Origin of the sequence: Nocardia sp. NPDC059691, from assembly GCF_042733915.1 — a bacterium.
Classification (GTDB): domain Bacteria; phylum Actinomycetota; class Actinomycetes; order Mycobacteriales; family Mycobacteriaceae; genus Nocardia; species Nocardia sichangensis.
Genome location: NZ_JBHWFB010000005.1, coordinates 297,232 through 323,098 on the forward strand (window position 1 = coordinate 297,232; position 25,867 = coordinate 323,098).

A 25,867-nucleotide genomic window follows, 5' to 3' on the forward strand; every position below is an offset into this window, starting at 1 on the left:
CTTCTCACTGTGTGAAGGCTTTCACTGGCTGTCGGAGGTGGTCCCCATCAATTCGACACACAGGAATACACAGCACACCCGGCTGCTCGACGCTTTGGCGGCGGCGAACTCCTCGACGCGGCTCGAGGCGGCACTGGCAGCGGGCACTCATCCCGATCCCGGGTTCATCGATGCGCTGGTAGAGCGGTGCGCGATCGAGCCGGACTTCTTCGTGCGCGACATGCTCACGTGGGCGCTCACCCGTCTTCCGTCGGAGCTCACGGTTCCGAAGCTCCGCGCGGAACTCCGTTCCGAGCGCGCCCAGGCTCGCAGCCAAGCGCTGCACACGCTGTCCAAGATCGGTGACCCGACCGCGTGGTCGGCGATCACGCGGTCGTTGTTGCACGATGCCGACGACGAGGTCGCGCGGAGTGCCTGGCGCGCGGCCGCCGTCCTCGTGCCCGACGGTCGGCAAGAATGGCTGGGCGCCGAATTGGCCATGCAATTCGGCCGGGGAGACCGGGAGGTACGGTTGAGCCTGAGCCGCGCCCTCGTCGCGCTCGGTGAGGTGGTCGAGCCGGTCCTGCGGACGGCGATGGCAAGTCCGGACCCGACGGTGAGGGCGCATGCGCGCGCCACTGAGCGGCTCCTGCTCGACCCGGATGCCGGATTCGACCTCGCGGTCGATGCGGCGAGACGGGTCGTCGCGCTCGGCCCGGACCAGGAGGAGACAACTGCGTGCTGATCGGTGAGGTGGCGCGCCGCTCGGGGGTGAGTGCCCGCATGCTCCGGCATTACGACTCCCTCGGGCTGGTGCGACCGACCGGCCGCACCGTAGGCGGCTACCGGGAGTACTCCCCGGAGGACATCCGGCGGATCTTCCACGTGGAGGGGCTGCGGTCGCTGGGACTGTCGCTGAGCCAAATCGCACGCGCTCTCGACGAAGCCGCATTCACTCCGTCCACCCTGGTCGGCGAGCTCATCCGGAAGACGGAAGAACGACTGAAACGGGAGCGGGAACTCCTCGAGCGACTGCGCAGGGTCGACGCGGCCGAGCCCTCCGGCTGGCAGGACGTCCTGCGCATCGTCGAACTCCTGCACGGACTCGGTTCGCACAATGCTGCCCGACGGCAGCAGGCTGTACTGGCCCCGCCGGAGGACGTGTCGATGCCCGCCGAGCTGCTCGCCGAGGCGGTCCTCACCGAATCGGATCCATATGTGGCCGGGGCACTGCGGTGGGCTCTCGCGCGAGCGGGCGGTGACGGCGTGGCGAGCGTGGCATCCGGCATGGGCTCCGACAACGTCGACGTCCGGCGGCGCGCGGTCCTGGCGCTCGCCGAACTACCGGGTGACGAGGCGACCTCAGTTCTCACGGTCGCGCTGGACGACGCGGACGCGACGGTCCGCAGACACGCTGCTCTCGCCTTGGGTGCGCGCGGCGTCACCCGGGCCGTGCCCGCGCTCATCGGCACGGTGGTCGAGGGCCCGAACGATGTCGAGGCGGCCGAACTCTTGGGAACGCTGGCGCAGGACGCGGAGTGGGCGGATCGGATCATGAGTGCGCTGGCCGAACAGCTCACCGCATATGCGGCGGACTCGGCGGTGCGAATCCGACTGACCCAGGCGCTCGCTGAAATGCCGGGGACCATCGCGCTGGATACCCTGCGGCAACTGTCCTGCGACGACGATCGCGCCGTGGCCCTCATCGCCTCGGCCCTCCTGCCAACGCTCGAACATCGGCCCCACAAAAAAGCCCCCCTCGCTTGACTTCCTGTTCGAGACTTCGCGGGCTCCCTGGTCATCGCCCTCCCGGAATTACGTCGAGTACGCCACGTACTGGCCCGCGAGTGGCACATGGCTGTGGCAAACGTCGAGTAGAGCGCTCGCTGGTGTGCCACTCGTCGTCATCGCGGAGCCCGATCGTGTTCGAGTCGGCTGGCTGTGATTCGTTCGGTGGCCAGTGCCGAGGCTTGGTCGAGGTTGCCGACGGTCAATCGGGCCAGGATGTCCTTCAAGGTTTTGATTTCGCCGGAACCGCCCCAGTGTCCTTCGGGAATCTCGGTGGGGAAGACCCAGATGCGGCTGGGGTCGCGCGGCCATGCGCCGTCCTCGGCGTCGAGGATGGCCTCGGTGATCTCCCGGACGACACCGGCCCGCTGGATCGCGTCGAGTTGTCCCTCCGGTACGGACGGCACCACTTTGTATCGTGGTGCTTCCGCGGGCGCGCCGCCGACGAACACGGCGGCCGGCCGGTGCAGAAAGGCCCACGACACGGAGCGTGTGATCGGGTCCGACGGGTCGAAACCCTCATGCCGGATGAGGATTTCGGTGATTCGGTTCAGCAGGGCTGCTTCGCGCTCGGGAGTGAAGGTGCCCGCAGGGATGTAGACATCGAGCATGGGCATGCCGACCGCCTCCTAGGTTTAGTTATGAAACTCAGATGGCGGCACCGTATGACCCTGGATGTAAAAAGTCAACTCAGATGGGTATCGTGGCCGCGTGACGTCCGCACCGCGCATCGACCCCGTCAACTGCTCAGTGGCACGTGCGCTGTCGGTGATCGGAGAACGCTGGTCGCTACTGATCGTGCGGGAGGCGCTCGACGGCGCGCGACGGTTCAGCGAGTTCCGCGACCGCTTGGGCATAGCCAGCAATCTGCTCTCGGCCCGGCTCGACAGCCTCGTCGAAGCCGACGTGCTGGAAAAAATTCCTTATCGGGAACCAGGGACTCGCCAGCGCTACGAGTACCGCCTCACCCAGCGCGGCTTGGATCTGCGACCGACCATGATCGCCTTACTCGAATGGGGCGACAAATATCTGGCAGATCCGCAGGGCCCCTCGGTAGTGGTCCGCCACCAGACCGACAGCGGCGAGGAATGCCAGGAGCCGGTCCGCATCGTCCTCGAATGCGCCGGCGGCCACACCCATTTGCCACCCTCGGCGATCCGTCGCACACCCGGACCTGGGGCGCATCTCGTGAACCCGGCCTGACCTCGGCTGAAGATGCCAGCGACCGCCGATGGAAGCAGTCCGCCTCACAACGGCGAAGGCCGCCTTCACCGGGTGGTGAAAGCGGCCTCCGTTTCGGCTGGGTCCGTGAAATCAGCGGGTGAACAGAAGCGCTCGCTTGACTTCCTGGATCGCCTTGGTGACCTCGATGCCGCGGGGGCAGGCGTCGGTGCAGTTGAAGGTGGTGCGGCAGCGCCAGACACCTTCGACGTCGTTGAGGATGTCGAGGCGTTCGCGGGCGGCTTCGTCGCGGCTGTCGAAGATGAAGCGGTGGGCGTTCACGATCGCGGCCGGGCCGAAGTAGCTGCCGTCGCTCCAGTACACGGGGCAGGAGGTGGTGCAGCAGGCGCACAGGATGCACTTGGTGGTGTCGTCGAACCGGGCGCGGTCGGCCTGGCTCTGGATGCGCTCGCGGGTGGGCTCGTTACCCGAGGTGATCAGGTAGGGCTTCACCGCGCGGAACGCGTCGAAGAACGGCTCCATGTTCACCACGAGGTCCTTCTCCACGGGCAGGCCGCGGATCGGCTCGACGGTGACGGTGATCGACTTGCCGTTCTTGGGCAGCATGTCCTTCATCAGCACCTTGCAGGCCAGCCGGTTGACGCCGTTGATCCGCATCGCGTCGGAACCGCAGACGCCGTGCGCGCAGGACCGGCGGAAGGTGAGCGTGCCGTCCAAGTAGGACTTGATGTAGATCAGCAGGTTCAGGAAGCGGTCGGTCGGCAGCGCGGGCACCTGGAAGGACTCCCAGTGCGCGCCCTTGTCGTCCTCCGGGTTGAACCGGGCCACCTTGACGGTGATCATCACGGAGCCCTCGGGGACCGGAGCGGGCGTCTGCGAAGAGGGTGCTTCGGCAACAGCAGTCATCAGTACTTACGCTCCATCGGCTCGTAACGGGTCTGCACCACCGGCTTGAAGTCCAGGCGGATGTCCGAAAGGAGCTCCGAGCCCTCCTTGTAGGCCATCGTGTGGCGCATGAAGTTCACGTCGTCGCGGTCCGGGTAGTCCTCGCGGGCGTGGCCGCCGCGCGATTCCTTCCGGTTGAGCGCGCCGACCACGGTGACCTCGGCCAGCTCGAGCAGGAAGCCGAGTTCGACGGCCTCGAGCAGGTCGCTGTTGTAGCGCTTGCCCTTGTCCTGCACGGTGATCCGCGCGTAACGCTCCTTGAGCGCGTGGATGTCGGTGAGCGCCTGCTTGAGCGTGTCCTCGGTGCGGAACACCGAGGCGTTGTTGTCCATCGACCGCTGCAGCTCGGTGCGGATGTCGGCGACCCGCTCGTCGCCGTGCTCGCTCAGCAGCTGGGTCAGCCAGTCCTGCACCATCTGCGCCGGGTTCTCCGGCAGCTCGACGAACTCGCTGCGCTGCGCGTACTCCGCGGCGGCGATGCCGGCGCGGCGGCCGAACACGTTGATGTCCAGCAGCGAGTTGGTGCCCAGACGGTTGGCGCCGTGCACCGAGACGCACGCGCACTCGCCGGCGGCGTAGAGGCCGGGGACGACGTCGCTGTTGTTGCGCAGCACCTCGCCGCGGATGCGGGTCGGGATGCCGCCCATCACGTAGTGACAGGTCGGGAACACCGGCACCAGTTCCTTCACCGGGTCCACACCCAGGTAGGTACGGGAGAACTCGGTGATGTCGGGCAGCTTCTCCTCGAGCACGTCCTCGCCGAGGTGGGTCACGTCGATGTAGACGTAGTCCTTGTTCGGTCCCGCGCCGCGACCCTCCAGCACCTCGAGCACCATCGAGCGGGCGACGATGTCACGCGGCGCGAGGTCCTTGATGGTGGGGGCGTAGCGCTCCATGAACCGCTCGCCGTCGGCGTTGCGCAGGATGCCGCCCTCGCCGCGGACGGCCTCGGAGATCAGGATGCCGAGTCCGGCCAGGCCCGTCGGGTGGAACTGGTGGAACTCCATGTCCTCCAGCGGCAGGCCCTTGCGGAACACGATCGCCATGCCGTCGCCGGTCAGGGTGTGCGCGTTCGAGGTGGTCTTGTACATCCGGCCCGAACCGCCGGTGGCGAACACGATCGACTTGGCGTGGAAGACGTGGATGTCGCCGGTGGCCAGCTCGTAGGCGACCACGCCGGTCGCGACCGGGCCGCGATCGGTGTCGGTGAGCACCAGGTCCAGCACGTAGAACTCGTTGAAGAACTCCACGTCGTGCTTGACGCAGTTCTGGTACAGCGTCTGCAGGATCATGTGGCCGGTGCGGTCGGCGGCGTAGCACGCGCGCCGAACCGGGGCCTTGCCGTGATCGCGAGTGTGCCCGCCGAAGCGCCGCTGGTCGATCTTGCCCTCGGGCGTCCGGTTGAACGGCAGGCCCATCTTCTCGAGGTCGAGCACCGCGTCGATGGCCTCTTTGGCCATGATCTCCGCGGCGTCCTGGTCGACCAGGTAGTCACCACCCTTGACGGTGTCGAAGGTGTGCCATTCCCAGTTGTCCTCTTCGACGTTGGCCAGCGCGGCGCACATGCCGCCCTGGGCCGCGCCGGTGTGGCTGCGGGTCGGGTACAGCTTGGTCAGCACCGCCGTCCGAGCACGCGGGCCGGCCTCGATCGCGGCGCGCATGCCCGCGCCGCCCGCGCCGACGATGACGACGTCGTAGCGGTGCTCCTGGACAGGACGAGATTCACTCATGCGAGGGGGCCTGTTCCTAACTGATGTTGGGGTCGAAGGTGAAGATGACGTAGGTGCCCACGCCCATGATCAGGATCATCGAGACGGCCAGCAGGGTCTTGAGCCAGAAGCGGGTCGAGTCCTTGCGGGAGTAGTCGTCGATGACCGTGCGCAGGCCGTTGCCGCCGTGCAGCTGCGCCAGCCACAGCATGGTCAGGTCCCAGAACTGCCAGAACGGGCTGGACCAGCGGCCTGCGACGAAGGCGAAGTTGAGTCGCTTCACGCCGCCGTCGAGCAGCAGCATGATCGCCATGTGGCCGAGCACCAGCACGATCAGCAGCAGGCCGGAGAAACGCATGAACAGCCAGGCGTACTTCTCGAAGTTGTTGTTCGAGCGCGCGCGCGGCGAACGCGGCAGGTCCAGGCTGGCCGGACGGTCGTAAGACTTTCCGATGACAGGTGCGCTCATTGTCCTCAGTGCTCCGTGAACAGGTAGAAGAACTGGCGCCCGATCGCGGGAACGGCCAGCAGGAACCAGATCGCGAGAATGATCCAGAGCATCAGGCGCTGGTACTTCGGGCCCTTGGACCAGAAGTCCACCAGGATCACGCGGACGCCGTTGAGCGCGTGGAACAGGACGACGACGACCAGGCCCATCTCCATCAACGCCACGATGGGCGTCTTGTAGGTCTCGATCGCTTCGTTGTAGGTGTCCGGGCTCACGCGCACCAGGGCGGTGTCCAGCACGTGGACGAAGAGGAAGAAGAAGATGGTGACGCCGGTGATCCGGTGCAGCGCCCACGACCACATTCCGGGGTCGCCTCGGTACAGCGTCTTCCGCTTCGGCTGGGCCGGAGCTTCAATCGTGGTCATAGAGTGCGGTGCCTCCAACGTCGTTGATGGACCCGGTTTCAGATCCGACGCCGACGGCGTGGCGGGCGAATGCCCAGGTGGCTGTACTCCGGCCCGTCGCAGGGAACCTGAACCGATCTGTTCTGGACTCTAATCCTCCAGCAATCCCGGAACTAATTCGGCGTACCGTGCGTTGCGCGACACCGGATCGGGTTAGGCTTACCTTTCTTGATGGGTGCGGGGTTCCGTCGTGGTCCTTGCGCGGCCGTGATCGGCTCGGTCCCGAAGGGGTTCTCTGTGTCGGAAATCGACTGGAAATTATTGCGCGACAACGCTTTTCAAGTCATGCACAACGCCTATGCACCGTACTCGCGGTTTCCGGTCGGCGCCGCGGCTCTCAGTGCCGATGGCCGAACAGTGAGCGGTTGCAATGTGGAAAATGTCTCATACGGTTTGGGCCTGTGTGCCGAATGCGTACTCATCGGTAACTTGATTTCGGGGGGTGGGGGGCGTCTTCGGGCCATCTCCGTCACCGATTCTCGCGGCGAAATCCTGATGCCCTGCGGGCGCTGCCGCCAACTGCTCCACGAGCACGGTGGAGGCGATCTCCTTGTTGATCACAAGGCCGGGCCCGTGCCGTTGCGCACGCTGCTGCCGGACGCGTTCGGCCCCGACGACTTGGACGCGGGGCAGGTCTAGGCGAGCACCTCGGCGACGCTGCCGGTGTCGCCCGGCTCGCGACCGCCGGTCATACCGATTCGTGTGCGTCTGCCCTCGTAGATCGTTGCGGATCCGCCGGATGATCTCGGCTTCGGCGCGCCCGGAGACCTGCAGCGCTGCGGGTGGCGTCCCATCGGCGAGAACTCGGCTGCGCGCAGGCCCATGCCACACTGTCGACCGTGACGGCACTGGACGCGGTTTCGATCATCACGACCAAGCGCGACGGCGGTGAGCTGTCGGACGCGCAGATCGACTGGGTGGTCGACGGCTTCACCCGCGGTGCGGTGGCCGACGAGCAGATGTCGGCGCTGGCCATGGCGATCGTCTGGCGCGGGATGACGCGGCGCGAGACGGCGCGGTGGACCGCCGCGATGATCGCGTCCGGGCGGCGCATGGACCTCACCGGTCTGCCGCGCCCGACCGTGGACAAGCACTCGACCGGCGGCGTGGGTGACAAGATCACGCTGCCGCTGGCGCCGCTGGTCGCGGCGTGCGGCGCGGCGGTGCCGCAGCTGTCCGGGCGCGGTCTCGGTCATACCGGCGGCACCCTGGACAAGCTGGAATCCATCCCCGGCTGGCAGGCGGACGTGCCCGCGTCGCGGATGCGAGATCTCCTGACCGATCCGGCCATCGGCGCGGTGATCTGCGCGGCAGGCGCCGACCTCGCGCCCGCGGACCGACGGCTCTACGCCTTGCGCGACGTCACCGGCACGGTCGAATCGATCCCGCTGATCGCCAGCTCCATCATGAGCAAGAAGATCGCCGAGGGCACCGCGGCGCTGTTGCTGGACGTCAAGGTCGGCTCCGGCGCGTTCCTGAAGACCCTCGACGGGGCGCGCGAGCTGGCGACCGCGATGGTCGAACTCGGCGACGACGCGGGTGTGCGGACGGTCGCGTTGCTCACCGCCATGGACACCCCGCTCGGCCGCACCGCGGGCAATGCCATGGAAGTCGCCGAATCGGTGGAGGTGCTCGCGGGCGGCGGTCCCGCCGACGTCGTCGAGCTGACCATCGCCTTGGCTCGCGAGATGGTCGCGCTGGCCGGGCTGGACACCGACCCCGCGGACGCGCTGGCCGACGGCAGGGCGATGGATCATTGGCGGGCGATGATTCGCGCCCAGGGCGGCGACCCGGACGCGAAGCTGCCCACCGCGAAACACACCGAGACCGTGCGCTCCGACGCCGACGGTGTCCTGACCAGGCTCGATGCGCTGGGCGTCGGCATCGCCGCCTGGCGTCTGGGGGCGGGCCGGGCGCGTCAGGGCGATCCTGTTCAGTTCGGCGCGGGCATCGAAATGCACGCCAAACCGGGCGATGCCGTGACAGCGGGACAGCCGCTGCTCACTCTGCACACCGATACCCCCGAGGCGTTTCCCGGCGCTATGGAAGCTCTGCGCGACGCCGTCACCATCGGAACCGATGCCGCGTTCACTCCCGGCCCGCTGGTTCTCGATCGCATCATGTCCTGAGCTGTCCGTCCGTGGTGAACCCTCGACCTGACCAACGGGCGGTCGAGGGGTCGTTCCCTGATTCGCCCCCGTCTCGTAGGCACAGGGTCGCACCTCGGCGGGAACGTCTGTGCTCGTCTCGGCGTCCACACCGGTCCAGCGGCTCACCTGGTTGCTTGCTCCACACGTCCTGCCCCGGCCGGGCCTGCGCCGCACTCGACCGTTCGGCCTCTGTCAGGGTGCGATCCGGAATCAGCGCACATACGCGCTTGCGGTCCACGGGCCCTGCGCCGGTGGCCGGTCCGAGGGGCTGCGGTACTCCGGCCTGTCGTGGGCCGCACACGTGACGCGCGGGTGACGCAGAACCGGTCGGTGTCCGGTTGTGGACCGGGCAGCATCCGGCGGGCAACGAGATGGTTGTTACGGCCGAAGTCGGCTGCCGTTTCGGCCCGCTGCGGCTACCGTCGATACATGACTGGACCGATGCCTCTGACCCTCGCCTCGATCCGCCAAGCGCCCAAAGCGCTGCTGCACGACCACCTCGACGGTGGCCTGCGGCCCGCGACGGTGCTCGACCTCGCCGCCCGGTGCGGCTACGAGGATCTACCCGCCGACGACGAGGCGTCGCTGGCGGCCTGGTTCCGCGACGCGGCCGACAGCGGATCGCTGGAACGGTACCTGGAGACCTTCGCGCACACCGTCGCCGTGATGCAGACCCCCGAAGGCCTGCGCCGGGTCGCCCGCGAATGCGCCGAGGACCTCGCCGCCGACGGCGTGGTGTACGCGGAGGTGCGTTTCGCCCCCGAACAACACTTGGAGCGCGGTCTCACGCTGGACGAGGTGGTCGAGCACACGCTGACCGGGTTCCGCGAAGGCGAGGCGGCCGCCGCCGAGGACGGACACCCGATCGTGGTGACCTGTCTGCTCACGGCGATGCGGCACGCCGCGCGCTCCCGGGAGATCGCGGAGCTGGCGGTGCGCTTCCGCGATCGCGGAGTGGGCGGTTTCGACATCGCCGGCGCGGAGGCCGGTTACCCGCCGAGCAGGCACCTGGACGCGTTCGAATACATGCGCGCCAACAGCGCGCACTTCACCATCCACGCGGGCGAGGCCTTCGGTCTGCCGTCCATCCACGAGGCGCTCGCGTTCTGCGGCTGCGACCGGCTCGGCCACGGCGTGCGGATCACCGACGACATCACCGTGCCCGGCGCGGTCGAGGACGCACAGCTCGGGCTGGTCGCCAACTATGTCCGCGACCTGCGCATCCCGCTGGAGCTGTGTCCGTCGTCGAACGTGCAGACCGGCGCGGTGCCCTCGCTGGACAAGCACCCCTTCGACCTGCTGGCCCGCCTGCGTTTCCGCGTCACGGTCAACACCGACAACCGGCTGATGAGCGACACCAGCATGAGCCAGGAGATGCTCAAACTGGTCGAGACGTTCGGCTACGGCTGGAGCGACCTGGAACGGTTCACCATCAACGCCATGAAGTCGGCGTTCATCCCGTTCCCCGAGCGGTTGCGGATCATCGACGACATCATCAAGCCCGGATACGCGGTCCTCATCGGGTAGCGCTGTTCATAGGACGGAATGCGGGCGCGCACGAGGGTAGGCGGCGCCGGATCACCGCGCGGCAGCGAGGTTCCACAGTCGGCAACCGGTTCGCTAGCGTGGCGATTATGGCGACTTTGCGCATCCCCCGCCGATTCAACGGACCGCCCGACTCCGGCAACGGTGGTTACGTGGCCGGTCTGCTCGCCGACCGGCGCCCCGAGCAGGCCGTCACCGTGGTACTGCGCAGTCCGCCGCCCCTGGAGACGCCGCTCGACGTGCGGGACGAACGGCTCTACGACGGGGACAGACTGATCGCCGAGTCGAAGGGCGGCGAACTCGAACGCGACGCACCGCGCCATGTCGCGTTCGACGACGCGGTGGAGGCGACACGCAGCTACACGAGCATCGAGATGTTCGCTTCCTGCTTCGTCTGTGGCAGTTGCCGGGCGGACGGTCTGCGCATCGAACCCGGCAGGCTCGATGAGAACCGAGTGGCCGCGCCGTGGGTGCCCGACGCCACCGTGCCGCTGGGGCCGCCGCTGCTGTGGGCCGCGATGGACTGCCCAGGCGGCTGGTCGCTGCCCGGCATGCTCGAACGTCCCGCGCTGCTCGGCTCGATGACCGCCACGGTGCTCGGCATCCCGCACGTCGACGAGCGCTGCGTCGTGGTGGGCGAGTTCCACGGCGAGCAGGGCCGCAAATGCTTCGCCTCGACCGCGGTCTACAGCGCCGACGGACGCCTGCTCGGGCAGGCCGAGCAGGTCTGGATCCGCTTGACCTGATTACTGCTTGTCGAGCCGGGACTCCAGGTTGCGTTCCAGTTCCCGCCAGGCCTGGGACTCGGCGGCGAACGGCGGGTTGGGCGCCAGCCGGGTGGGGTCCGGGTTCAGCAGGTAGGAGACATACCAGCCCAGCGGGGTGGACTGGGCCAGGGCTTGTTCCACCGTGTCGTCGTCGGCGTAGTCGGCGGCGTCGGTGAACAGTTCGACCGCCAGGTCCAGCTGCTCGATGTCGACCGCCTCCGGGCCTTCGGCCAGGTCCTCGGCCAAGCCGGGCAGCACGTAGACGTTCTCGTCGGTGACTTCGACCTCCAGCGAGCCGTCCACCGCCGCGGTCTGCACATCGGCGAAGGTGCTCACGCGGGACAGATCGTGCTCGTGGTCGTCGGCGAGGTAGCGGGCCAGCGCCCGTTCGGAGGAGAACACGGTGATCGAGCCCTTGGAGCCGAGGAAGATCGGCTCGTCGTCGAGGTAACAGCGCAGCGTGAAGACACTGCCCTCGGACGTGATGATCTTGACCGGGTCGATGCCGACCTCGTGCCAGAACGACTCGTCCTCGTCTTCCTCGTCCTCGTCGTCTTCCTCTTCGTCGAGGTCGACGGGCTCGAACTCCTCGTCCTCGTCGCTGTCGGCCGCGTCGTCGGCGTCGACCACGTTCTCCTCGGCGGCCAGCAGTTCGGCCTCGGCGACCGCGACCGCCTCGGCGTCGACCTCGGGCGTCCGCACCACGGAGTCGATGGCGTCCAGAACGTCGTCCCAGCCCTTGGCGATGGCCGCGCCGATCTGGTCCCACAGCTCCTCGCCGTCGCGACCGACGAACGCGCTCACGCCGCCGGGCAGCGCGCCGAGCACCGGATGCGAGCCGAAGAACTTGGTCACCGTCTCCAGTTCGCACACCTCGCCGATGTTGCGGACCATGCCGAGCGTGTCCTCCAGCTCGGCGACGGTGTCGACGTCGGGCTCGCCCGCCGCCAGCTCCGGCACCGCGACCAGGTCGAAGGAGAAGTTCTCCTCCGGCTCCAGTTCGACCGCCGACAGACCCGCGATGACCTTCCAGGCCGGATGGTCCACCAGGTCGTTGTCGGCGTTGGTGCGGATGAATGCGGCCAGCTCCGCCACGGACTCGAAACCGTAGAGGGCGTCCTCGTGACCGAGGAACGCCTCCCACTCGTCGTCACCGTCTCGCCAGCGCGGTGCCCACAAGGTGACGAGATCGCCGTCGGTCAGGCCGAGCTCGATCGGGACGATGTCTCCAGAAGCCATGTGCGGAAGCCTATCGACCTTCCGCGTCAGGCACTATCCGGCCCGCCCCCATTCGTCCCCGCGGGCGGCTCCGCCGCGGGGACGAACGACTCGTTCAGTGTCGCAACGACCTTGGACCGCTGTGCGCCGGCGTCCTCGGCGGCCTGTCTGCACGCCCAGACGATCAACTGTCCGACCTCCGCGGGCGGCAGCGAGGTGACCGATTCCGCCAAGGTCAGGCCGACCAGCGCGCCATCGCTGTTCACCTCGACGCTCACCGCGCCGTCCTCCGAGGTGAACCGCCCTCGTACCTGCTTCAGTCCGTACAGCGCGGCTTCCAGCGCCTCCAGTTTCTGGGTGGCCGACGTGACCAGGGCGTCCATTTCCGCACTCATACCGGCCTCATCCAGCTCGTCGGTCCCGTGTCCGCGTCGTCGATCCGGTCCAGCTCGTCCACCGCCTGCTGGCGGGTGGGCAGGCCGAGCCGGTCGAGGATGTCCGAGGGCATGCCCGCCTCGGCGAGCAGTTCGCGCCGCCGCGCACGCGCCGCGATGGCGGAACGCTGGGTGAGCCGCAGGATCTCGTTCGCGAGCGACTGTGCGCCGTAGCGGTATTCGCTGCGCTCGAACTTGATCTCCACCGGCATGCCCTGGTCGGTGGCGCGCACCGAGATGGTGCCCGACCGGTTGCTGCTGGCCGCGACCGTGACATTCGGGACTTGGGGTCGGGTCATGCCGTCGGCCTGTAGAAGCCGTGGAAGTCCATGCCTGAGTTCTCCGTTCGAATCGAGCTGATCTGGACCGGGTCACCCGCCTCGACGAACTGCCCGTTGCCGATCACCATGGCCACGTGGCCGTCCCAGATCGCGAGGTCGCCTGGCATCAGGTCACCGGCCGACACCGGTGTGGCCCCGTTGCCCTGGTCGGCCGCGAGCCGGGGCAGGTCGACGCCCGCCTCGCCGTAGGCGTATTTGGTGAGCCCGCTGCAGTCCAATCCGGCGCCCGGGCTGTTGCCGCCCCAGACGTAGGGCGTGCCGACGGCGCCGATCGCCGACCGGACCGCTGTGGCGGCCTGTTCGTTGGGGGCCTCCACGACGCTGCCGTCGGGCAGCGTGATCTTCACGCCCTTGCCGTCGTCGGGCGCCCCCGACGAACCGGTGTCCGGCCGGGGCGTACCCGACGACGTGCCGGGCGTGCCACTGGAACTGCGCGAGGACAGCGACTGCAGTGGTGTGGCCATCACGGTGCTCAGTAACGACCCCGCACCGTTGAGCACGCCGGACGCGGCGGACGCTGCTTGCTGCACGCCGGCGGCGGGCACACCGGCGAGCGACGTGGTGGGCGGCGGCGGGGTCAGATCGTTCATCGACGCGGTGTGCGTCTGCAATTCGTTCTGCACCCGGCCGACGACGTTGAGCGCCTGGTTGAGGTGGTCGATCGCCGAACCGACGAGCACCGTCAGACCCTCCGGCGTCGCCAGGACCGGACCCATGCTCGCCGCGGTGTTCACGAACGACCGCGCGATGTCGGTGAGTTCCTTCTGACCTGTCTCGACCTCGCCCGCGGCCTGGTTCACGACCGTGGCCATGTCGTTGCCGCGATCGGAGATGGTGGCGGCGGTGGTCTGCACGCGCAGCGCTTTCGCGGTGGCCGCGTCGGCGGCGCGGCCGTCCCACGCGGCGTTCATCTCGTTGATGCTGTCGCGGCCCATCTGATGGATCTGGTCGACCACGGTAGAGGTGCTGCGCAGCGCGTCGGTGGGACCGCCCGCTGGCAGCACACCGCTGCCGAAGCTGGCGAGCAGGTCCAGGATCGGCTGGGCCAGTGCGTTGACATCGATCACGCGCTCACTCCAGCTCGGTGGCCGCGCTCCGCAGCGCTCCGGCGTGGGCGGCGTCGGTTTCGGTGAGGACGGCCGCGGACCCGGTGGCCGCGCCGCCCATGCTGGTCAGCACCGCCGACAGCTGCCCGATCGAGGCCACGTGCCCGGCGTGCGCCGCGGCGTAGGCCGCCATGAAGTCACCGCCGATCAACCCCATGATCGGGCCGAGCAACGCGGGCTCGGCCGCCGCCGCGCTCACCCCCGCCGCCGCCATCTCACCGGCCATGACGTGCGCGGTCGCACCGTAGGCCGCGATGCCTTCGGTGTCCGCCGACATCTTTCGCATCAGAGCTTCCCCCATCTGTTGTTCCCAGGCAGAGTACGTCATCCACTTGGTTCGACGCGCGCTGTTCCGTTTCGGTTCCGCCGCTTCGGAAAAAAAGTCCGGTGGCGTCCGGCGGGGCGTCCGCGACCGACCTTATCGTTCCCTCATGCGCACCCACACCGTGGACCATCCACTCGTCGCCGCCCTGATCACCACCATGCGGGACGAGCGAACACCGAATCCGGCTTTCCGTGCCGCACTGCGTGATCTGACCGGAATCCTGATCTACGAGGCGCTGCGCGACGCGGAGGTGGAGCGCTTCGAGATCGTCACCCCGGTCGCTCCCACCGAAGGCGTCCGGCTGGCCCACCCGCCGCTGCTGGTTCCGGTGCTGCGCGCCGGACTCGGCATGGTCGACGCGGCCGCCGAGCTGATCCCGGACGCCAGAATCGGATTCGTCGGTCTCGCCCGCGACGAGGACACGCACCTGCCGGTGCCCTACATGGAATCACTGCCCGCGGATCTGGCCGGCCTGCCGGTCTTCGTGCTCGACCCGATGCTGGCCACGGGCGGCTCGATGCGGCACACCCTGGAGCTGCTCGCGGCACGCGGCGCCACCGACATCACCGCGGTGTGCGTCGTCGCTGCTCCGGAAGGCATTGCGACCCTGGCGGATTCGGGCCTGCCGGTGCGGCTGGTCACCGCCGTCGTCGACGCGGGCCTGAACGAGAACGCCTATATCGTGCCCGGTCTCGGCGACGCGGGCGACAGGCAATTCGGCCCGCGCTGAACCTCTGCGGGTCAGAATTTCCGGCAGAAGTCGCGCAGCGCCGAGAGGCGTTCGCGTGCGGCGGCTCGCGCGGCCGGAAGATCGGCGCGCGAGCCGACCGGTTCGACCACCTCCAGATAACACTTGAGCTTCGGCTCGGTGCCGGAAGGGCGCACGACCACGCGGGACGAAACACCTTGGAAGATCAGCGCGTCGGTGCGCATCCGGCCACGTACGCGGAGCTGATCGGTGTACTCCACCGGCTCGCCCGCGATCTCGTGCGGCGGATCCGTCCGCAACCGCTCGACCGCGGCGGCGGCCGCCGCGGCCGAGGCGAGTCGCAACGACACCTGATCGCCCGCGTGCAGGCCGAATTCCACCGCGTAGTCGTCGAGTTCGTCGTTCAGGTCGCGGCCCGCGGCCTTCAACCGGGCCACCAGGTCGGCGGCCAGCACGGCCGCGGAGATGCCGTCCTTGTCCCGGACCGCCGCCGGGTCGACGCAGTGGCCGATCGCCTCCTCGTAGGCGTACACCAAGCCGTCGCCCGCCCGAGCCAGCCATTTGAATCCCGTGAGCGTTTCCGCGTAGCGGCCGCCGCGCGCGGGCGCCAGCTTCGACAGCAGCCGCGAGGACACGATGGTCGTCGCCACCAGCGCATCGTCCGGGGCGGTGCGCAGCACGCAGTCGCCGAGGAGCACGCCGGTCTCGTCGCCGCGCAGCATCCGCCAGCCACCGTCCGGCCGCGGGACGCCGACCGCGCACCGGTCGGCATCCGGATCGAGCGCGATCGCCACGTCGGCGCCGACTCGTGCCGCCGTCGCGAGCAGCAGATCGGTCGCGCCGGGTTCCTCCGGGTTCGGGAACGCGACGGTGGGGAAGTCGGGGTCCGGCCGGAACTGGTCATCGACCACATGGACATCGGGAAAACCCGCCGCGCGGAGCGCTTCGACAGCGAGTTCGCCGCCGACGCCGTGCAGCGGAGTGAGCGCGATCCGGATTCCGGCGCGCGCGCCGGATCCGCCGATCCGGGCGGGCAGTCCGGCGACGCGGTTGAGATAACGCCGCACGAGGTCGTCGTCGGCGGGAGTGACCGGCACGCGGTCGATCGGCTCGCCGACCGCCTCGATGCAGCGCTCGATCTCGGCGTCGGCCGGGGCGATCAACTGCGACCCGCCGTCGAGGTAGACCTTGTAGCCGTTGTCGGCGGCCGGATTGTGCGAGGCGGTGATCTGCACGCCCGCGACCGCGCCCAACTCACGCACCGCGTACGCGACCACCGGCGTGGGCAGCGGACGCGGCAGCAGCGTCACCGGGAAGCCCGCGGCGGCGAAAATCTCCGCGGTCGCCGCGGCGAACTCGGCGGAACCATGCCTGGCGTCGCGGCCGACGACCACCGCGCCGCCCCCGAGGCAGCGATCACGCAACCACGCCACGAGGCCGGCGGTCGCCCGGCTCACCGTGGTGACATTCATGCCGTCGGGGCCGTCGCGCAGCGGCCCGCGCAGGCCTGCCGTGCCGAAGCGCAGCATCTACACCCGTTCCAGCACGCCGCGCAGCAGTTTGCCGAGGCGGGGCGCGGCGGCGTGGCCTTCGGCGAGCACCTCGGCATGGGACAGATGCGCGCCCGTGACCCCCGCGGCCAAGTTGGTGACCAGCGAGATGCCCAGCAGCCGCGCACCGAGCGCGCGGCAGGCGATGGCCTCGAGCACCGTGGACATGCCGACCAGATCAGCGCCGATGGTGCGCAACATCCTGATCTCGGCGGGCGTCTCGTACTGCGGCCCGGTGAGCCCCGCGTAGACGCCCTCGGCCAGGCTCGGGTCGATCTCCCTGGCCAGCGCCCGCAACTCCGGATCCCAGGCGTCGACCAGGTCGACGAAGGTCGCGCCTGCCAGCGGCGTGCGGCCGGTCAAGTTCAGATGGTCGCTGATCAGCACCGGCTCACCCACCCGGAGACCCGAGCGGATACCGCCCGCGGCGTTGGTCAGCACGATGATCTCCGCGCCCGCGGCCACGGCCGCCGACACCGGGTGCACCACATCGGCGGGCTGATACCCCTCGTAGAGATGCTGGCGGCCCATCAACAGCAGCACCGCGTTGTCGTCCACCTGGACGGAATGGATCATGCCGACATGGCCCTGCGCGGTCGGCTTCCCGAAACCGGGCAGCTCCGGCATCGACACCGACGCCCGCGGCGCCCCGATCTCCGCTGCCGCGTCCTGCCAGCCGGACCCCAGTACCACCGCGACCCGGTGGCGTGACACTCCCGTACGTTCGGCGATCGCCTCGGCGGCCTGTTCGGCAAGCATGATCGTCACGATAGTGGATTTCCAGCGCCTGCGGCGCTGGGTGTTCGCGGCCCCCTTATGGCTCGCGTTTGCGCGAGTGGAGGCCACGCGGTGGGGTGGGACGGTTGTCCGATGGACTGCTCGCTTGCCCGAAGGTCGGTCGGGTGGATACCTGCGAGGGGTCGATCGTCGCGGTCGGCGGTCGCCTGCTACCCGTGAGTAGGGGATCGGGCGGGGCCCGTTACGCTGCACCGCATGCCGTATCTGGAACGCCAAGGGGAAGTGTTCGTCGTCTACCTCGGGTCCGAGGGCGAGACGGACAACGAGAACCGTTTCCACCCGGATTGGATCGACGCGTTCCACGGGCTGCTGGACGAGGTCGAGAGTTCCGTGGGGCCCGCCGCGCTGGTGACGACGGCGACCGGGAAGTTCTTCAGCAACGGTCTGGACACCGATTGGCTGTTCGGCAACCTGGACAAGATGCACGGCTACCTCGACCGTGTGCACTCGCTCTACACCCGCCTGCTCGCATTCCCGCTGCCGACCGTCGCCGCGATCAACGGCCATGCCTTCGGCGCGGGCGCCATGCTGGCCACCTCACACGATTTCCGGGTGATGCGCGCCGATCGCGGCTTCTACTGCCTGCCCGAGGTGCACCTGGGCATGCCGTTCACCATCGGGATGAACGCCCTGCTCACCGAGCGACTGAGCAACCAGGTCTGCGTGCAGGCGATGACCACCGGCCACCGCTACCCGGCCGACGAGGCGATCGCCGCGGGCATTGTGGACGGCAAGGCCGAAGCCGACGAGCTGCTCGCGACCGCCGTCCAGCGGGCGGCGTCGCTGGCCGGCAACCGCAGGCCCAACCTGCCGGTGATCAAGCGCGCCCTACACGCAAAAGCACTGGCCGGCCTCGCGGTACCGACCACTCCGGAAAACCTGGCCTTCGCCACGAACTGACCCGCCTGCACGGACAGCCCAGGTCCGCGCACACGCGAGCCACAAGGGGGCCGCGAACACGGCGCGCGAAAGCGCGGCAAATCGAACACAGTGCGAGACTGTGTTGCATGCCACCATCGCGCAGCGGGCGCCAGGAAGCGCAGCACGACGGCAACGCAGTCTGCGAGGTCGACGCCACCGCTCGCGGTGACGCCGCCATCCGCGCCGCGTCCGCCGAGCTGATCGCGCTCTCGCACGCGATTCACGACGAACCGGAGCTGGCGTTCGAGGAGACCCGCAGCGCCGCCAAGACGATCGCGCCGCTGGCCGAGCGCGGTTTCGAGATCGAGCTGGGCGTGGCCGAGCTGCCCACGGCCTTCCGCGCGCGCTACGGCAGCGGCGCGCTGACCGTCGGCATCTGCGCCGAATACGACGCGCTGCCCGAGATCGGCCATGCCTGCGGGCACAACGTCATCGCCGCCTCCGCGGTGGGCGCGGCGCTCGGTCTCGCCGAGGTCGCGGACGAACTGGATCTCACCGTGCTGGTGTTCGGCACACCGGCCGAGGAGAGCGGCGGCGGCAAGGTGCTCATGCTGGAACGCGGCGTGTTCGACGACGTCGCGATGGCGATGATGGTGCATCCGGGTCCGCTCGACATCGTCGGCGCCCGCTCGCTGGCTCTGGCCGACGTGTCTGTGGTTTTCCACGGGCGCGAGGCGCACGCAAGCGCGGCGCCGGAGCAGGGACGCAACGCGGGCGACGCGGTCACCGTCGCGCAGGTGGCCCTTGGGTTGCTGCGGCAACATCTCCTGCCCGGCCAGCAACTGCACGGTATAGTCGGCGACGGTGGCGTAGCTCCCAACATCGTGCCCGGACGTGCGGAACTGCTGTATTACCTACGCGCAGTCGACTCCGCATCCCTCGACGATCTGATGCGACGAGCGTCGGCTTGCTTCGAGGCGGGCGCCCTCGCGACCGGCTGCACCCACGAAATCCGGACGCTCGCGCCGACGTATACCGAGCTGACCCCGGATCCGGACTTGTTGCTCGTCTATCGCGAGCAGCTCACCGGATTGGGACGCGTGCCGCTCGCTCCGGAGTTCGAGGCGCAGCGGCCGCTGGGCAGCACCGATATGGGAAACGTCACCAATGTCATTCCGGGCATTCACCCGGTCATCGGCATTGATGCCGGTGGCGCGGTGACACATCAGCCAGGCTTCGCCGCGGCCAGCGTCAACGCCTCGGCGGATCGTGCGGTCCTCGACGGTGCGCTCGCGCTCACGCGTACCGCAATCACCGTCGCCCGCGATGACATCCATAGAGACAGGTTGTTGCAACGGCTAGTTCAACGACAGGAGGACATTCGGTGAGCACAACCGGCCGTTCTGCGGCGCCGGCGACGGGCCCGGCAGCGGGCATCCGTGTGGCCACGGAGGGCCCCGGCAGCTCCGCAGTGTCGGAAACCGGGGGATCAGGGCGGGAAGCGGTGGAGTCGTGGCTGGCTGATCACACGGTCGACCTCATCCAGTGGCGCAGGCACATCCACGCCAACCCGGAACTGTCCCGTACCGAGTTCGGCACCACCGAGTTCGTCTCGGCGTGGCTGACCAAGGCGGGATTGACGCCGCAGGTACTGCCCGGCGGCACCGGCCTGATCTGTGACCTCGGACCGGACGGACCGCGGGTCGGCCTGCGCGCCGACATGGACGCGCTGCCGCTGCAGGAGTTCACCGGACTGCCCTTCGCGTCGACGGTCCCCGGCGTGTCGCACGCGTGCGGCCACGACGCGCACACCACCATCCTGCTCGGCACGGCGCTGGCGCTGGCCGAGGTGCCGGAGCTGCCGGTCGGCGTGCGGCTGGTCTTCCAGCCCGCCGAGGAGGTCATGCCGGGAGGCGCGATCGACGTGGTCGCCGCCGGCGCGATGACCGGGGTGGAGCGAATCTTCGCGTTGCACTGCGACCCGCGCTTGGAGGTCGGCCGGATCGGCATCCGCGTCGGCGCGATCACCTCCGCCGCCGACACCATCGAGCTGGTGCTCGACTCGCCCGGCGGCCATACCTCGCGCCCGCACCTGACCAGCGACCTGGTCTACGCCATCGGCTCGGTCATCACGGGCCTGCCCGGCCTGCTCAGCCGCCGTATCGACCCGCGCACCAGCACCGTGATGGTGTGGGGCGCGGTGAGCGCGGGGAAGGCGCCGAACGCCATTCCGCAGACCGGCATGCTCACCGGCACCATCCGCACCGGAGACCACGCGACCTGGTCGTTGCTGGAGCCGATGGTGCGGGAGATCGTCGACGGCCTGCTCGCCCCGACCGGCGTGCGCTACCAGCTGAACTACCGGCGCGGCGTGCCGCCCGTGGTCAACGACGAGCACTCCACCCGCATCTTCGAGGACGCCATTCGCGCACTCGGCCCCGACGCGCTGGCCGACACTCCGCAGTCCGGCGGCGGCGAGGACTTCTCCTGGTATCTGGAGGAGGTGCCGGGCGCGATGGCGCGCCTGGGCGTCTGGTCCGGCGAAGGGGAGCAGCTGGATCTGCACCAGCCGACCTTCGACATCGACGAGCGGGCGCTCGCGGTCGGCGTCCGGGTGCTGAGCAACCTCGCGCTCGGCACGAGCTCTGTCTGACCTCCAGCGCCTTCGGCGCTGGGTGTTCGCGGCCCCTTGTGGCTCGCGTCCGAGCGGGCGAGACTCGCGCGTGCGGCGCATGCGCTTCGCCCCCTCGGACGCGAGCCGGGCCGCGAACGGTGCTCGATGGCCTCGCACCCGACGAGGCCGTGAGCGTGACAGTGGTCCGGCCCGACCGAGAGGGTACGGCCATACCGCGGGCATTGCGGCGTGACGCGCGGTCAGCCGAAGTTGCCGGGGCCGACGTTGCGGCTGTTGCGGGTGCGTAGAGCGTGCACGTAATCCTCTGGCGCACCGGCCTTTTCGGCGGCATCGGCGATCACGCCCAGGTAGCGGGCGGAGGGCAGGCCGCCCTCGTAGGCGTCCAGCACGTACAGCCAGGCCAGCGTGGGATCGCCACCGTCGCCGTTGCGGGTCACGCGAAGGCGGATCTTCTTGTGGATGCCGAAGTCCGAGCCCTCCCAGCGGTCCAGCCGCTGCTCGTCCTCCGGGGACACGTCGTAGAGCACGACGAACACCCGGGAACCGGGATCCTCGACGACCGTCGCGAGAGGCCCTTCCCAGCCGATATCGTCACCGGCAAAGGTGAGCCGCCAGCCCTCCAACCAGCCCGTCCCGGACATGGGGGAGTGCGGACAGCGCTCGAGCATCTGCGTCGAGTCCATGTTGGACCCATAGGCGGCATAGATCGGCACCAGCAAAGGGTAGCCAATAACCTTCGCAGACCGCGTTCGATTGCCGCACCTGCGGCGCGCCGCCCGGCGGGGAACTGTTGCGCACCGGTAACGCGGTCGATAGTGCGAGGTGGTTGCCGGATAACGTTTACCCCGTGCCGGAGATCCCGGCGCGAAGCACGAGCGGAGGTATCAATGACCCGCATCGCGATCATCGGTGGCGGACCGGCCGGCTATGAGGCGGCCCTGGTAGCCGCCCAGCACGGAGCGTCGGTGACGCTGGTCGATTCCGACGGCATCGGCGGAGCGTGCGTGCTGTGGGACTGCGTTCCCTCCAAGACTTTCATCGCCTCGACCGGCGTGCGCACCGACCTGCGCCGCGCTCGCGATCTGGGCATCACACTGGACCCGGCCCAGGCGCACGTGCAGCTGTCCGAGGTGAACGCGCGCGTCAAGGCGCTGGCGCTGGCGCAGTCCTCCGACATCCGCTCGAAACTGCAGACCGTCGGGGTGACCGTGCTGGCCGGATACGGCGAGCTGATCGATCCGGGCAGCGGCCTGGCCGCGCACCGCGTGCTGGCCAAGCTGGCCGACGGCGCGCAGCAGATCATCGAGGCCGAGGTCGTGCTGATCGCGACCGGCGCGAGCCCGCGGGTGCTGCCGGGCGCGGAACCGGACGGCGAGCGGATCCTCAACTGGCGGCAGCTCTACGACCTCGAAGAGCTGCCGGAGACCCTCGTGGTCGTCGGTTCCGGTGTGACTGGCGCGGAGTTCGTCTCCGCCTACACCGAGATGGGCGTGCGGGTGAAGCTGGTCTCCAGCCGCGACCGCGTGCTGCCCGGCGAGGACGCCGACGCGGCGCTCGTGCTGGAGGACGCGCTCGCCGAGCGCGGCGTCGAACTGGTCAAGCACGCGCGCGCCGACGCCGTCGAGCGCACCGCCGACGGCATCGTGGTCAAGCTTTCCGACGGGCGCACCGTGTCCGGCTCGCACGCGCTGATGACCGTCGGCTCGACACCGAACACCACGGGCCTCGGGTTGGAGAAAGTCGGCATCGAACTCGACCGCGGCGGCTATCTGCGGGTGGACCGCGTGTCGCGCACGTCGGTGCCTGGCGTCTACGCCGCAGGCGACTGCACCGGCCTGCTGCCGCTGGCCTCGGTGGCCGCGATGCAGGGACGCATCGCGATGTACCACGCGCTCGGGGAAGGCGTCAGCCCGGTCCGTCTGAAGACCGTTGCCTCCGCGGTGTTCACTCGGCCGGAGATCGCGACCGTCGGCGTCAGCCAGACCGCGATCGACAACGGTGAGGTGCCCGCGCGCACGGTGATGCTGCCGCTGAACACGAATCCGCGCGCCAAGATGTCCGGGCTGCGCCGCGGTTTCGTCAAGATCTTCTGCCGCCCCGCGACCGGCGTGGTGATCGGCGGTGTCGTCGTCGCGCCGATCGCCTCGGAACTGATCCTGCCGATCGCCCTTGCGGTGCAGAACAACCTGACGGTCAACGACCTGGCCCAGACCTTCTCGGTGTACCCGTCGCTCACCGGTTCGGTGACCGAGGCGGCGCGTTTGCTGATGCGACACGACGACCTGGACTGAGCTCGGTTCGGCGCATCCGGTGCCGTGTCCGATCCCGGACATCAGGCCCGGTGAACTCGGTGCGGGCGCGGGACGCGGGCGCTCTTGCCACCCTTGGCTATTCGCTGCGTTGCCCAATATGCGCACATGTGGTTCACTCTCGGCAGAGATGCGATCGAAGGACGGTCGCGGAGTTCGGTGTGGGGGGATGGGTCCTTTCCAAATCGGCACGACCGAACGGCCCGGGTCGTTCGACGGTCAGGCGTCTCACCCAGGGACAACTGAATGCGGCCTGCCCGGCCGCACCCGGGAAGGAAACGCGAAAAGTGAAACATCGTAAGCCGAGTCGGGCGCAGCGAGCGATGGCGAGCACCTCGTTGCCACTGGCCACAGCGGCTGCCGTGGCCACTCTCTTCGCTGCGCCGGCGGGGGCGGCTCCCAACGATCCGACCACTCCGCCGACGCCTGCTCCGACGCAGCCGGGCGTGAACGAGTCGCCGAGCACCCCGGAAACCACTGCGCCGGAGCCGGGCAAGCCGGAATCCAAGCAGGATCCGCAGAAGCCGGAGAGCAAGCCCACGCCGAGCCAGCCAGGCGTCACCACCCCGGAGTCGGATCATGCCGCGCCGGACCAGAAAGACCCGAAGCTGGCCAAGCCGACCCAGCCGGGCGTGACCCCGCCGCGCGTCGCGCCGCTGCCGGTTCCCGGTCAGCAGAAGCCGAGCGAGCCGCTGCCCGCGGTCGTGCCGGATCAGGCCGCGCCGCAGCCGGGCCAGCAGCAGGCCGCGCCGCAGCCCGGTCAGCAGGCCACTCCGCAGCTGGGTACGCAGAGCGACAACGACAACGCCCAGGCGCGGCAGCCGGAGAGCTCCACGCTGGTGCAGCCGCAGGCGCAGCCGCGCTGGCAGGCCCCGCGTATGGAGGCGGCCCCGGCGGCTCCGGTCGTGGAGATGACCGGCCCGCACGCGGAGATCGGCGCCAACATCGACGGCGGCACCGTCCTGCCGGGCCACGTGGCCAACACCCATCACTTCAGCAACGAGGCCGGTTACGTCGGCACCATCGGCTACCGCACGCCGACCGGCTCGGGTGAAGCGGGCGTCTCGGTGGAGTTCGTCGACAAGAACACGGTCAAGCTGACCACCTACACCGGTGGCGAGGGCCTGGCCGCGAACAACACCACCACGGTGTTCGACACCACCCAGCTGAACCAGGCCAAGGCCGCGGTGGAGGACTGGATCCGGGAGCAGCCGGGCGGATCGGCCGCCCTGGATGCCGCCGCACAGGTTAAGCTTCCGCTTCAGCCGGGCGATTTCGCTCCGCAGACCGCCGACGTGGGTGGTGTCACCACCCAGTGGGGTGGTTCACTCCAGTACTGACACGTGCTGTTTCGACGGGTGGGGCGGTCGTTCGCGGCCGCCCCGCTTGTGTGTCCGGGAAAGGATTGGGTGTGACCTCCGAGGGTGACGCGAGGGAGAACGAATCCGACCAGTCCGGTTCGGAGTTCGGTCCGCCGTTGGGGGAATTCGGGCCGCCGGTTTCCGAGTTCGGACCGCCCGTCTCGGAATTCGGTCCGCCTGTTTCGGAATTCGGTCCGCCGATGGGGGCCGACACCGGCCCGCGCTGGCAGGTGCCGCAGCAGCCGACCGATCACCCGGAACTGACTTGGCGGCCCGCGGGCGAGCCGGAAACGACACCCGCACTGCCGTCGCAGTTCCGCGCGCCGGATTCCACGGTTTACGCCGGACCTGCCTCCGCCACGCCCGAGCAGCCTTCTTCCGGCGTCGAGCGCTCGCAGCCCGAGGACGGCGAGCCGCAGGAATCCTGGTGGAACCAGCCGACCGCCGAGGGGGGCGTGCCGAAGCCTCCCGCGCCGTCCGAATCGGGTCTGTCCTGGGCCGAGGACCCGATCGCCATGCGGCTGGCGCTGCGCGTCCCCACGACACCGGCGCCCGCCCGGCGCAAGGGCTCCTCGACGCGGTGGATCGTGCTCGGTGCGGTCGCGGCGGTCGTGGCGCTGATCGCGCTGACCGTGACCATCGTGGTGACCAGCGGCAGCGATGAGGACCAGGACGGCACGGCGGCTTCGAGCGGCCCGAGCACCGCGGCGGTGGACTGCCCGACCCGCACCGAGGGCAAAGTCACCTTCGGCAATGGTTCGGGTGATACGAGCAGCGGGATCCGGGCGATTCTCGGCTTCGAGCATGCCTACTATTCCGAGCGCAGCGCCGCCCGCGCGCACACGTTCGTGGCGCCGGGCGCGAACGTCGAGCCACCCGCGGACCTGCAGAAAACCATCGATCAGCACATTCCGCATGGCACGGCCTATTGCCTGCGGATCGCGGAGATCACTCCCGATCGCTTCAACGTCGAGATCACCGAGCGCCATCCCGATGGCACCGAGGCCCAGTACTTCCCGGTGATCACGACGGTGACCCTGGACGGGCGGACCCTCATCTATCTGATCGATTGAGTCTGCTTCGCAGTAGGTCGGGCTACCGGGGTTCGCTCCAGCGATGAACGCGGTGCGTGGTGGAACGGGTGCGCCGCGGCCGCCGGGGGGGGGCAACCGCCCCCCGCGCGGGCGGGGCCGCCGGTTGAGCCGGCGGTTTAGCCCGGGTGGGGGTATTTGGTGAGCGGGCA

27 protein-coding genes are annotated in these 25,867 nt (G+C 69.1%); 14 read left to right on the forward strand and 13 right to left on the reverse strand.

Annotated features, from left to right (window positions below; all coding sequences use genetic code 11):
• Window positions 1-37 precede the first annotated feature (37 nt).
• Together ACFV2O_RS13975 and ACFV2O_RS13980 are read left to right on the forward strand one after the other, a co-directional pair.
• Complete coding sequence (locus tag ACFV2O_RS13975) at window positions 38-724, forward strand: HEAT repeat domain-containing protein (protein ID WP_379252181.1); 687 nt, start codon at window positions 38-40, stop codon at window positions 722-724.
• Window positions 718-1,746 carry a MerR family transcriptional regulator gene (locus tag ACFV2O_RS13980; RefSeq protein WP_379252076.1) on the forward strand — a complete coding sequence of 343 codons (1,029 nt, stop codon included), beginning with the start codon at window positions 718-720 and terminating at the stop codon, window positions 1,744-1,746. The genes ACFV2O_RS13975 and ACFV2O_RS13980 overlap by 7 nt, the downstream gene beginning before the upstream one ends.
• Before the next feature lie 137 nt (window positions 1,747-1,883).
• Here ACFV2O_RS13980 and ACFV2O_RS13985 read toward each other — a convergent pair whose 3' ends face one another.
• Window positions 1,884-2,384: a hypothetical protein gene (locus tag ACFV2O_RS13985; RefSeq protein ID WP_379252077.1), complete on the reverse strand. Its 501-nt coding sequence runs from the start codon at window positions 2,382-2,384 to the stop codon at window positions 1,884-1,886.
• Between the two features lie 94 nt (window positions 2,385-2,478).
• Between ACFV2O_RS13985 and ACFV2O_RS13990 the strand changes: the two genes are divergently transcribed.
• Window positions 2,479-2,970 carry a winged helix-turn-helix transcriptional regulator gene (locus ACFV2O_RS13990; protein ID WP_379252078.1) on the forward strand — a complete coding sequence of 164 codons (492 nt, stop codon included), beginning with the start codon at window positions 2,479-2,481 and terminating at the stop codon, window positions 2,968-2,970.
• Window positions 2,971-3,081: 111 nt separating this feature from the next.
• On the opposite strand, the gene ACFV2O_RS13995 is transcribed toward ACFV2O_RS13990, so the two are convergent.
• From ACFV2O_RS13995 to sdhC, 4 genes are read right to left on the reverse strand one after another with little or no spacing between them, the layout of a single operon-like run.
• On the reverse strand, window positions 3,082-3,855 hold the full coding sequence (locus ACFV2O_RS13995) for a succinate dehydrogenase iron-sulfur subunit (RefSeq protein WP_355079083.1): 774 nt from the start codon (window positions 3,853-3,855) through the stop codon (window positions 3,082-3,084).
• The gene (gene sdhA / locus ACFV2O_RS14000) at window positions 3,855-5,624 is read right to left on the reverse strand and encodes a succinate dehydrogenase flavoprotein subunit (RefSeq protein ID WP_379252079.1); all 1,770 of its coding nucleotides are present in this window, start codon (window positions 5,622-5,624) and stop codon (window positions 3,855-3,857) included. The genes ACFV2O_RS13995 and sdhA overlap by 1 nt, the downstream gene beginning before the upstream one ends.
• Window positions 5,625-5,640: 16 nt before the next feature.
• Window positions 5,641-6,072 (reverse strand): succinate dehydrogenase hydrophobic membrane anchor subunit, encoded by a 432-nt coding sequence (locus ACFV2O_RS14005; RefSeq protein WP_039796191.1) that lies wholly within the window; start codon window positions 6,070-6,072, stop codon window positions 5,641-5,643.
• A 5-nt stretch (window positions 6,073-6,077) separates the two neighbouring features.
• Window positions 6,078-6,476: a succinate dehydrogenase, cytochrome b556 subunit gene (sdhC, locus tag ACFV2O_RS14010; protein ID WP_083863252.1), complete on the reverse strand. Its 399-nt coding sequence runs from the start codon at window positions 6,474-6,476 to the stop codon at window positions 6,078-6,080.
• A 276-nt stretch (window positions 6,477-6,752) separates the two neighbouring features.
• Between sdhC and ACFV2O_RS14015 the strand changes: the two genes are divergently transcribed.
• From ACFV2O_RS14015 to ACFV2O_RS14030, 4 genes are all read left to right on the forward strand, one after another.
• Entirely contained in the window at window positions 6,753-7,154 is a 402-nt protein-coding gene (locus tag ACFV2O_RS14015) for a cytidine deaminase (protein WP_379252080.1), read from the forward strand.
• Window positions 7,155-7,354: 200 nt separating this feature from the next.
• The gene (locus ACFV2O_RS14020) at window positions 7,355-8,644 is read left to right on the forward strand and encodes a thymidine phosphorylase (RefSeq protein ID WP_379252081.1); all 1,290 of its coding nucleotides are present in this window, start codon (window positions 7,355-7,357) and stop codon (window positions 8,642-8,644) included.
• A gap of 450 nt (window positions 8,645-9,094) precedes the next feature.
• Window positions 9,095-10,192, forward strand: coding sequence for an adenosine deaminase (locus tag ACFV2O_RS14025; RefSeq protein WP_379252082.1), 1,098 nt, complete (start codon window positions 9,095-9,097; stop codon window positions 10,190-10,192).
• 107 nt (window positions 10,193-10,299) lie between these two features.
• Window positions 10,300-10,956, forward strand: coding sequence for a hypothetical protein (locus tag ACFV2O_RS14030; protein ID WP_379252084.1), 657 nt, complete (start codon window positions 10,300-10,302; stop codon window positions 10,954-10,956).
• On the opposite strand, the gene ACFV2O_RS14035 is transcribed toward ACFV2O_RS14030, so the two are convergent.
• The 5 genes from ACFV2O_RS14035 to ACFV2O_RS14055 are packed head-to-tail and all read right to left on the reverse strand — an operon-like array spanning window position 10,957 to window position 14,362.
• The gene (locus ACFV2O_RS14035) at window positions 10,957-12,216 is read right to left on the reverse strand and encodes a primosomal protein (RefSeq protein WP_355079098.1); all 1,260 of its coding nucleotides are present in this window, start codon (window positions 12,214-12,216) and stop codon (window positions 10,957-10,959) included. It lies immediately after the preceding gene.
• 26 nt (window positions 12,217-12,242) lie between these two features.
• On the reverse strand, window positions 12,243-12,590 hold the full coding sequence (locus ACFV2O_RS14040) for a YbaB/EbfC family nucleoid-associated protein (RefSeq protein WP_355079100.1): 348 nt from the start codon (window positions 12,588-12,590) through the stop codon (window positions 12,243-12,245).
• Window positions 12,587-12,928 carry a hypothetical protein gene (locus ACFV2O_RS14045; RefSeq protein ID WP_067803443.1) on the reverse strand — a complete coding sequence of 114 codons (342 nt, stop codon included), beginning with the start codon at window positions 12,926-12,928 and terminating at the stop codon, window positions 12,587-12,589. Before ACFV2O_RS14045 ends, ACFV2O_RS14040 begins: the two co-directional genes overlap by 4 nt.
• Window positions 12,925-14,037, reverse strand: a complete 1,113-nt coding sequence (locus ACFV2O_RS14050) for a C40 family peptidase (RefSeq protein WP_379252085.1) — start codon at window positions 14,035-14,037, stop codon at window positions 12,925-12,927. The genes ACFV2O_RS14045 and ACFV2O_RS14050 overlap by 4 nt, the downstream gene beginning before the upstream one ends.
• Before the next feature lie 4 nt (window positions 14,038-14,041).
• Window positions 14,042-14,362, reverse strand: a complete 321-nt coding sequence (locus ACFV2O_RS14055) for a hypothetical protein (RefSeq protein WP_355079104.1) — start codon at window positions 14,360-14,362, stop codon at window positions 14,042-14,044.
• Between the two features lie 145 nt (window positions 14,363-14,507).
• Here ACFV2O_RS14055 and upp point away from each other — a divergent pair, with 145 nt between their 5' ends.
• A complete protein-coding gene (gene upp / locus ACFV2O_RS14060; protein WP_355079106.1) occupies window positions 14,508-15,131 on the forward strand; it encodes a uracil phosphoribosyltransferase in 624 nt (207 codons plus the stop codon).
• An 11-nt stretch (window positions 15,132-15,142) separates the two neighbouring features.
• Here the strand turns inward: upp and ACFV2O_RS14065 are convergent, their stop codons facing one another.
• Complete coding sequence (locus tag ACFV2O_RS14065) at window positions 15,143-16,639, reverse strand: phospho-sugar mutase (protein ID WP_379252086.1); 1,497 nt, start codon at window positions 16,637-16,639, stop codon at window positions 15,143-15,145.
• Entirely contained in the window at window positions 16,640-17,419 is a 780-nt protein-coding gene (locus ACFV2O_RS14070) for a purine-nucleoside phosphorylase (RefSeq protein ID WP_355079110.1), read from the reverse strand.
• Window positions 17,420-17,653: 234 nt separating this feature from the next.
• Here ACFV2O_RS14070 and ACFV2O_RS14075 point away from each other — a divergent pair, with 234 nt between their 5' ends.
• From ACFV2O_RS14075 to ACFV2O_RS14085, 3 genes are all read left to right on the forward strand, one after another.
• Entirely contained in the window at window positions 17,654-18,358 is a 705-nt protein-coding gene (locus ACFV2O_RS14075) for an enoyl-CoA hydratase-related protein (RefSeq protein ID WP_355081354.1), read from the forward strand.
• A gap of 107 nt (window positions 18,359-18,465) precedes the next feature.
• Window positions 18,466-19,707 (forward strand): M20 family metallopeptidase, encoded by a 1,242-nt coding sequence (locus ACFV2O_RS14080; protein ID WP_379252087.1) that lies wholly within the window; start codon window positions 18,466-18,468, stop codon window positions 19,705-19,707.
• 116 nt (window positions 19,708-19,823) lie between these two features.
• Window positions 19,824-20,972: a M20 family metallopeptidase gene (locus tag ACFV2O_RS14085; RefSeq protein ID WP_379252182.1), complete on the forward strand. Its 1,149-nt coding sequence runs from the start codon at window positions 19,824-19,826 to the stop codon at window positions 20,970-20,972.
• 221 nt (window positions 20,973-21,193) lie between these two features.
• On the opposite strand, the gene ACFV2O_RS14090 is transcribed toward ACFV2O_RS14085, so the two are convergent.
• Window positions 21,194-21,667 carry a gamma-glutamylcyclotransferase gene (locus ACFV2O_RS14090; RefSeq protein WP_195088143.1) on the reverse strand — a complete coding sequence of 158 codons (474 nt, stop codon included), beginning with the start codon at window positions 21,665-21,667 and terminating at the stop codon, window positions 21,194-21,196.
• Between the two features lie 174 nt (window positions 21,668-21,841).
• Between ACFV2O_RS14090 and ACFV2O_RS14095 the strand changes: the two genes are divergently transcribed.
• From ACFV2O_RS14095 to ACFV2O_RS14105, 3 genes are all read left to right on the forward strand, one after another.
• Entirely contained in the window at window positions 21,842-23,245 is a 1,404-nt protein-coding gene (locus ACFV2O_RS14095; protein WP_379252088.1) for an NAD(P)H-quinone dehydrogenase, read from the forward strand.
• 464 nt (window positions 23,246-23,709) lie between these two features.
• Complete coding sequence (locus ACFV2O_RS14100) at window positions 23,710-24,603, forward strand: hypothetical protein (protein WP_355081360.1); 894 nt, start codon at window positions 23,710-23,712, stop codon at window positions 24,601-24,603.
• A 71-nt stretch (window positions 24,604-24,674) separates the two neighbouring features.
• Window positions 24,675-25,697 (forward strand): hypothetical protein, encoded by a 1,023-nt coding sequence (locus ACFV2O_RS14105; protein WP_379252089.1) that lies wholly within the window; start codon window positions 24,675-24,677, stop codon window positions 25,695-25,697.
• Window positions 25,698-25,867 lie beyond the last annotated feature (170 nt).